Raw genomic sequence first — 5,335 nt, 5'->3', positions numbered from 1 at the left:
GTTCAACCCCGCGTCCTTCCCCGAGCGGCACATCAGCATGGAAGGCATTTACGAATACGGCTCGCGTGCGGGCGTGTGGCGCTTGTTGCGCGAGTTCGAAAAACGTGGCCTGCCCCTCACCGTGTTTGGCGTGGCCACTGCGCTGCGAAGACACGAGGACGTGACGGCCGCCTTCCAGGAACTGGGCTACGACATCGCCTGCCACGGTCTCAAGTGGATCCATTACCAACACATCGACGAGGCCACCGAACGCGCCCACATGGCCGAGGCGATGGAGATCATTCAGAAGCTGACCGGCGAGCGCCCTCTGGGTTGGTACACAGGGCGCGACAGCCCCAACACGCGCCGCCTGGTGGCCGACTTTGGCGGCTTTGAGTACGACAGCGACTACTACGGTGACGACCTGCCGTTTTGGATGAAAGTGCGCAAATCAGACGGCACCGATGCGCCGCAACTGATCGTGCCCTACACCCTGGACTGCAACGACATGCGCTTTGCGCTGCCGCAAGGCTATTCACACGCCGACCCGTTCTTTCAGTATATGAAGGACACATTTGACGCGCTGTACGCCGAGGGTGACCCGAGTGGCGACAACGCCCCGAAGATGATGAGCATCGGCATGCACTGCCGCTTGCTGGGCCGTCCGGGGCGCATCACCGCGCTGCAACGCTTTTTGGACCACATCCAGTCGCACGAGCATGTCTGGGTGGCCCGGCGCATCGACATTGCGCGGCATTGGAAAGCCACACACCCCTACAAGGATTGAACATGGCCCTGAACCTCGACCAACTCAACCACGCATCCGCCGCAGACGCGGCGCAAATGCTCGACGGCCTTTACGAGCACTCGCCCTGGATCGCGGAGCAAGCGCTGGCGCAACGCCCATTCACCTCGATGGCACACCTGAAACACGCCATGTGCGAAGTGCTGGCGCACGCCGGGCGGGACGCGCAACTGGGCCTGATCCGCGCCCACCCTGAGCTGGCAGGCAAAGCCATGGTCAGCAAGTCGCTCACGGCCGAATCGACCAACGAGCAAACCAAGGCGGGCCTGACCGACTGCACGCCCGAAGAGTTCGCCAAGATTCAAAAACTCAACGCCGACTACAACGCCAAGTTCGGCTGGCCCTTTATCCTGGCCGTGCGCGGCCCGCGTGGCGTGGGCCTGAGCAAAAAACAGATCATCGACGCCTTCGAGCGCCGCCTGTTCGGCCACCCCGACATGGAGTTGGCCGAGTGCCTGCGCCACATCCACCGCATCGTCGAGATTCGTTTGAACGACAAGTTTGGTGTGGAACCCATACTGGGCCACCTGGTCTGGGACTGGCAAGAACAACTGGCCCAGCACAGTGACCCCGGCTTTGCCGAGTTGGGCCAACTCACCGTCACTTATTTGACCGACGCACACCGCGCCTGCGCCCAGCGCATCACGCAAAACATGCGCGACTGCGGTTTTGACGAGGTTTACACCGACGCCGTGAGCAACGTGGTGGGTCGCTACCATCCGGCCACCACAGGCGGTAAATACCTGATGACGGGCAGCCACTACGACACCGTGCGCAACGGCGGCAAGTACGACGGTCGCTTGGGCATCTTTGTGCCCATGGCCTGCGTGCAGCAGCTGCACCAGCAGGGCCAACGCTTGCCCTTTGGCATCGAAGTCGTGGCCTTTGCCGAAGAAGAAGGCCAGCGCTACAAGGCCACCTTTTTGGGCTCGGGCGCACTCATTGGACAGTTCAACCCCGCCTGGCTGGACCAGCAAGACGCCGACGGCATCACCATGCGCGCCGCCATGCAGCACGCGGGCTTGAACAGCGACGACATCCCCAAAATCCAGCGCGACCCTGCGCAATACCTGGGTTTTATCGAAGTCCACATCGAGCAAGGTCCGGTGCTCAACGAAGTGAACATCCCGCTGGGTGTGGTCACCTCCATCAACGGCAGCGTGCGTTACCTGTGCGAGGTCTTCGGCACCGCCAGCCACGCGGGCACCACCCCCATGGACCGCCGCCGCGACGCCGCCTGCGCCGTGGCCGAACTCGCGCTTTACATGGAGCAACGCGCCGCCCAAGACGGCGACAGCGTCGCCACGATTGGCCAGTTGCAAGTGCCCAATGGCTCCATCAACGTGGTGCCCGGGCGTTGCCTGTTCAGCCTTGACATGCGCGCACCCACCGATGCGCAGCGCGACGCGCTGGTAGCCGATGTGATGAGCCAACTCAACCAGATTGCCGAACGCCGTGGCGTGCGCGCCAAAGCCGAACTCACCATGAGCGCCGACGCGGCCCCCAGCGCCCCCGAATGGCAAGCGCGCTGGGAACGAGCCGTGAGCGCCTTGGGTGTGCCGCTGTTCAAGCTGCCCAGCGGCGCAGGCCATGACGCGATGAAGCTGCACGAAGTCATGCCCCAGGCCATGCTGTTTGTGCGCGGCGAAAACGGGGGCATCAGCCACAACCCACGCGAATCGACCACCAGCGACGACATGCAACTGTGTATCGACGCCTTCACCCATGTTTTGAACCAACTCTCTCAGGAACTGTCATGAGCGCTACCCACGTCAACCACGAACAACAATACCAACAACTCGACGCCTGGATCGACGCGCACTTTGACGAGCAGGTCAAGTTTTTGCAGGCCCTGGTGCAAGTGCCCACCGACACCCCACCCGGCAACAACGCGCCGCACGCCGAGCGCACCGCCGAGCTGCTCGCACCCATGGGCTTTGACGCAGAAAAGCACCCAGTGCCCGCCGCCGAAGTCAAAGCCTACGGCCTCGAATCCGTCACCAACCTGATCGTGCGCCGCAAGTACGGCGAAGGCAAAACCATTGCCCTGAACGCCCACGGCGACGTGGTCCCGCCCGGCGAAGGCTGGACGCACCCGCCCTACGGCGGCGAAATCCACAATGGCGCCATGTACGGCCGCGCCACCGCCGTGAGCAAGTGCGACTTTTCCACCTTCACCTTTGCCACCCGCGCGCTGGAATCGCTCAATGCCCCATTGAAGGGCGGCGTGGAACTGCACTTCACCTACGACGAAGAATTTGGTGGCGAAGTAGGCCCCGGCTGGCTGCTGGCCAAGGGCCTGACCAAGCCCGACCTGCTGATCGCGGCAGGTTTCAGCTACCAAGTGGTCACCGCGCACAACGGCTGCCTGCAAATGGAAGTCACCGTGCAAGGCGAGATGTCGCACGCCGCCATCCCCGACAGCGGCACCGACGCGGTGCAAGGCGCGGTGCACATCCTGAATGCGCTGTACGCCCTCAACACGCAATACCTGAAAGTCACGTCCAAGGTCGAAGGCATCACCCACCCGTATTTGAACGTGGGCCTGATCGAAGGCGGCACCAACACCAACGTGGTGCCCGGCAAAGTCAGCTTCAAGCTCGACCGCCGCATGATCCCCGAAGAGAACCCTGCAGAAGTCGAAGCCAGCATCCGCCAGACCATTGCCAACGCCGCTGCCAGCTTCCAGCCTCCACGCGGCGGTCAGCAGCTCACGGTGGACGTGCGCCGCATGCTGCTGTCCAACGCCATGAAGCCCCTGCCCGGCAACCAGCCGCTGGTCGACGCGATTCAGAAACACGGCGGCCAGGTCTTTGGTGAACCCATCCCCGCCATCGGCACACCGCTTTACACCGACGTGCGCCTGTACGTGGAGCGCGGCATCCCCGGCGTGATCTACGGCGCAGGTCCGCGAACCGTGCTCGAATCCAATGCCAAGCGCGCCGATGAGCATGTCGAGCTGGAAGACCTGCGCCGGGCGACCAAGGTGGTCGCACGGACGTTGCTGGATTTGCTGGCTTAAATGGATAAGAGTCGAAGCGCTGAGATCGTCTGCAAAGGCGGTTCTCGGTGCTTGACGTGGGAAACCTTGCAATGCTACATTAGTAGCAATCAACTTCAAGGTGAATCTCATGGGCATGCCCGTACGCATCGACGACACGCTTTACGAACAGGCCAAAGCACACGCCAACGCTGAACGGCGCACCATTGCCGGACAGATCGAATTCTGGGCCATGGTCGGCAAGGCTGCTTTGGATAACCCCGATTTACCCATCGACTTTGTGCGCGAACTCATGATCGCGCGGGCAGAAGGCTCCGTTCTGGCAACGTCATTTGTGCCCCAATCACGCAGAGCATGAGTCAGGTTCAGGTTCTTCAAAGTGCGGCTTTTGCGCGTGCCTATAAAAAACTCCATGCACCTCAGCAAGCCGATGCAGACGGCGCTGTCGAAGCTATCGTCAACGACCCCGGCTTGGGTGAGGCCAAAAAGGGTGACTTGTCCGGTATTTTTGTCTACAAATACCGCAGCAAACAGCAATTGATGCTTCTGGCTTATGAATACGATCCCGGCACGCGCATGCTGCTGCTTTTGGGTTCGCACGAAAATTTTTACCAAAAGCTCAAGCGATGAACTACTTTTGATTCAACGCGTTAAATCTCGTTTAACGGACACCTTCAACGACATGACCAGCCAAACCCTAGTCACCCTCCGCAAACGCGTTCAAGCCTGCGCCACCGACCAGGACGTGGCCGATTACCAGCGCGATGGCGCGGTGTGCATCCGCAACTTGTTCACGCCAGACGAAGTAGAACTACTCAAAAGCGGCATAGAGGCCAACCTGGCCCACCCCAGCCCGCGCGGCATGGTGGCCAGTCGGCCGGACGACCCGGGGCGCTTTTTTGAGGACTTTTGCAACTGGCAGGACATCCCGCAGTACCAGCGCTTCATCTTCGACACACCCCTGGCCGCACTGGCCCAGCGGCTGATGCAAAGCACCACGGTGCGGCTGTACCACGACCACCTGTTGGTCAAGGAACCCGGCACACGCCAGCGCACGCCCTGGCACCAAGACCAGCCGTATTACAACGTGGACGGCCTGCAAAACATCAGCTTCTGGATTCCGGTGGACCCGGTGTCGCGCCCTTCCACGCTGGAGTTCATCGCGGGCTCACACCGTGGCCCCTGGCTCATGCCGCGCACCTTCATGACCCACCAGGCCAAATGGTTCCCCGAAGGCACGCTGGCCGAGTTGCCCGACATTGAAAACCACCGCGAAGACTTTCCCATCCTGGGCTGGGACTTGCAGCCGGGCGATCTGGTGTGCTTTCACATGCTCAGCCTGCACGCCTCGGCCGGGGTGGACGGCACGCAGCGCAGGCGCGTGTATTCGGTGCGCTTTTTGGGCGACGACATGACCCACGCGCCAAGGCCTTGGGTGACCTCGCCGCCCTTCCCGGGGCTGGACCAGCAACTGCCCGCTGGGGCGCCGATGGACCATGCGCTGTTTCCTTTGATGGCGGTTTGACGGGGTCTGCCGTCCCCTTTCACCC

At 61.9% G+C, this 5,335-nt stretch carries 6 protein-coding genes; all 6 read left to right on the top strand.

The annotated features are described in order from the left end of the window. Window positions 1-766, top strand: a 766-nt coding sequence (locus Q0341_RS00040) for a polysaccharide deacetylase family protein (protein ID WP_299509624.1), incomplete at its 5' end; no start/stop codon positions are given. A gap of 2 nt (window positions 767-768) precedes the next feature. Then, the gene (gene uraD, locus Q0341_RS00035) at window positions 769-2,544 is read left to right on the top strand and encodes a 2-oxo-4-hydroxy-4-carboxy-5-ureidoimidazoline decarboxylase (RefSeq protein WP_299509622.1); all 1,776 of its coding nucleotides are present in this window, start codon (window positions 769-771) and stop codon (window positions 2,542-2,544) included. Continuing rightward, the gene (locus tag Q0341_RS00030) at window positions 2,541-3,806 is read left to right on the top strand and encodes a M20/M25/M40 family metallo-hydrolase (RefSeq protein ID WP_299509619.1); all 1,266 of its coding nucleotides are present in this window, start codon (window positions 2,541-2,543) and stop codon (window positions 3,804-3,806) included. The genes uraD and Q0341_RS00030 overlap by 4 nt, the downstream gene beginning before the upstream one ends. A 109-nt stretch (window positions 3,807-3,915) precedes the next feature. Continuing rightward, the gene (locus tag Q0341_RS00025) at window positions 3,916-4,143 is read left to right on the top strand and encodes a ParD-like family protein (protein WP_299509618.1); all 228 of its coding nucleotides are present in this window, start codon (window positions 3,916-3,918) and stop codon (window positions 4,141-4,143) included. Continuing rightward, window positions 4,140-4,415 (top strand): type II toxin-antitoxin system RelE/ParE family toxin, encoded by a 276-nt coding sequence (locus tag Q0341_RS00020; protein WP_299509616.1) that lies wholly within the window; start codon window positions 4,140-4,142, stop codon window positions 4,413-4,415. Before Q0341_RS00025 ends, Q0341_RS00020 begins: the two co-directional genes overlap by 4 nt. Before the next feature lie 52 nt (window positions 4,416-4,467). Then, on the top strand, window positions 4,468-5,310 hold the full coding sequence (locus tag Q0341_RS00015) for a phytanoyl-CoA dioxygenase family protein (RefSeq protein ID WP_299509627.1): 843 nt from the start codon (window positions 4,468-4,470) through the stop codon (window positions 5,308-5,310). Window positions 5,311-5,335 lie beyond the last annotated feature (25 nt).

The sequence above is a fragment of the uncultured Limnohabitans sp. genome, from assembly GCF_937889215.1.
Lineage (GTDB): Bacteria > Pseudomonadota > Gammaproteobacteria > Burkholderiales > Burkholderiaceae_C > Limnohabitans_A.
The sequence above is the reverse complement of the archived record's forward strand: the minus strand, read 5'-3'. Positions and strand labels throughout refer to the sequence as shown.

Bases quoted from the DNA above. Each gene is read 5' to 3' on its own strand.
- Q0341_RS00020 (WP_299509616.1), top strand. From the start codon at position 4,140: ATGAGTCAGGTTCAGGTTCTTCAAAGTGCGGCTTTTGCGCGTGCCTAT.
- uraD (WP_299509622.1), top strand. From the start codon at position 769: ATGGCCCTGAACCTCGACCAACTCAACCACGCATCCGCCGCAGACGCG.
- Q0341_RS00025 (WP_299509618.1), top strand. From the start codon at position 3,916: ATGGGCATGCCCGTACGCATCGACGACACGCTTTACGAACAGGCCAAA.
- Q0341_RS00030 (WP_299509619.1), top strand. From the start codon at position 2,541: ATGAGCGCTACCCACGTCAACCACGAACAACAATACCAACAACTCGAC.
- Q0341_RS00015 (WP_299509627.1), top strand. From the start codon at position 4,468: ATGACCAGCCAAACCCTAGTCACCCTCCGCAAACGCGTTCAAGCCTGC.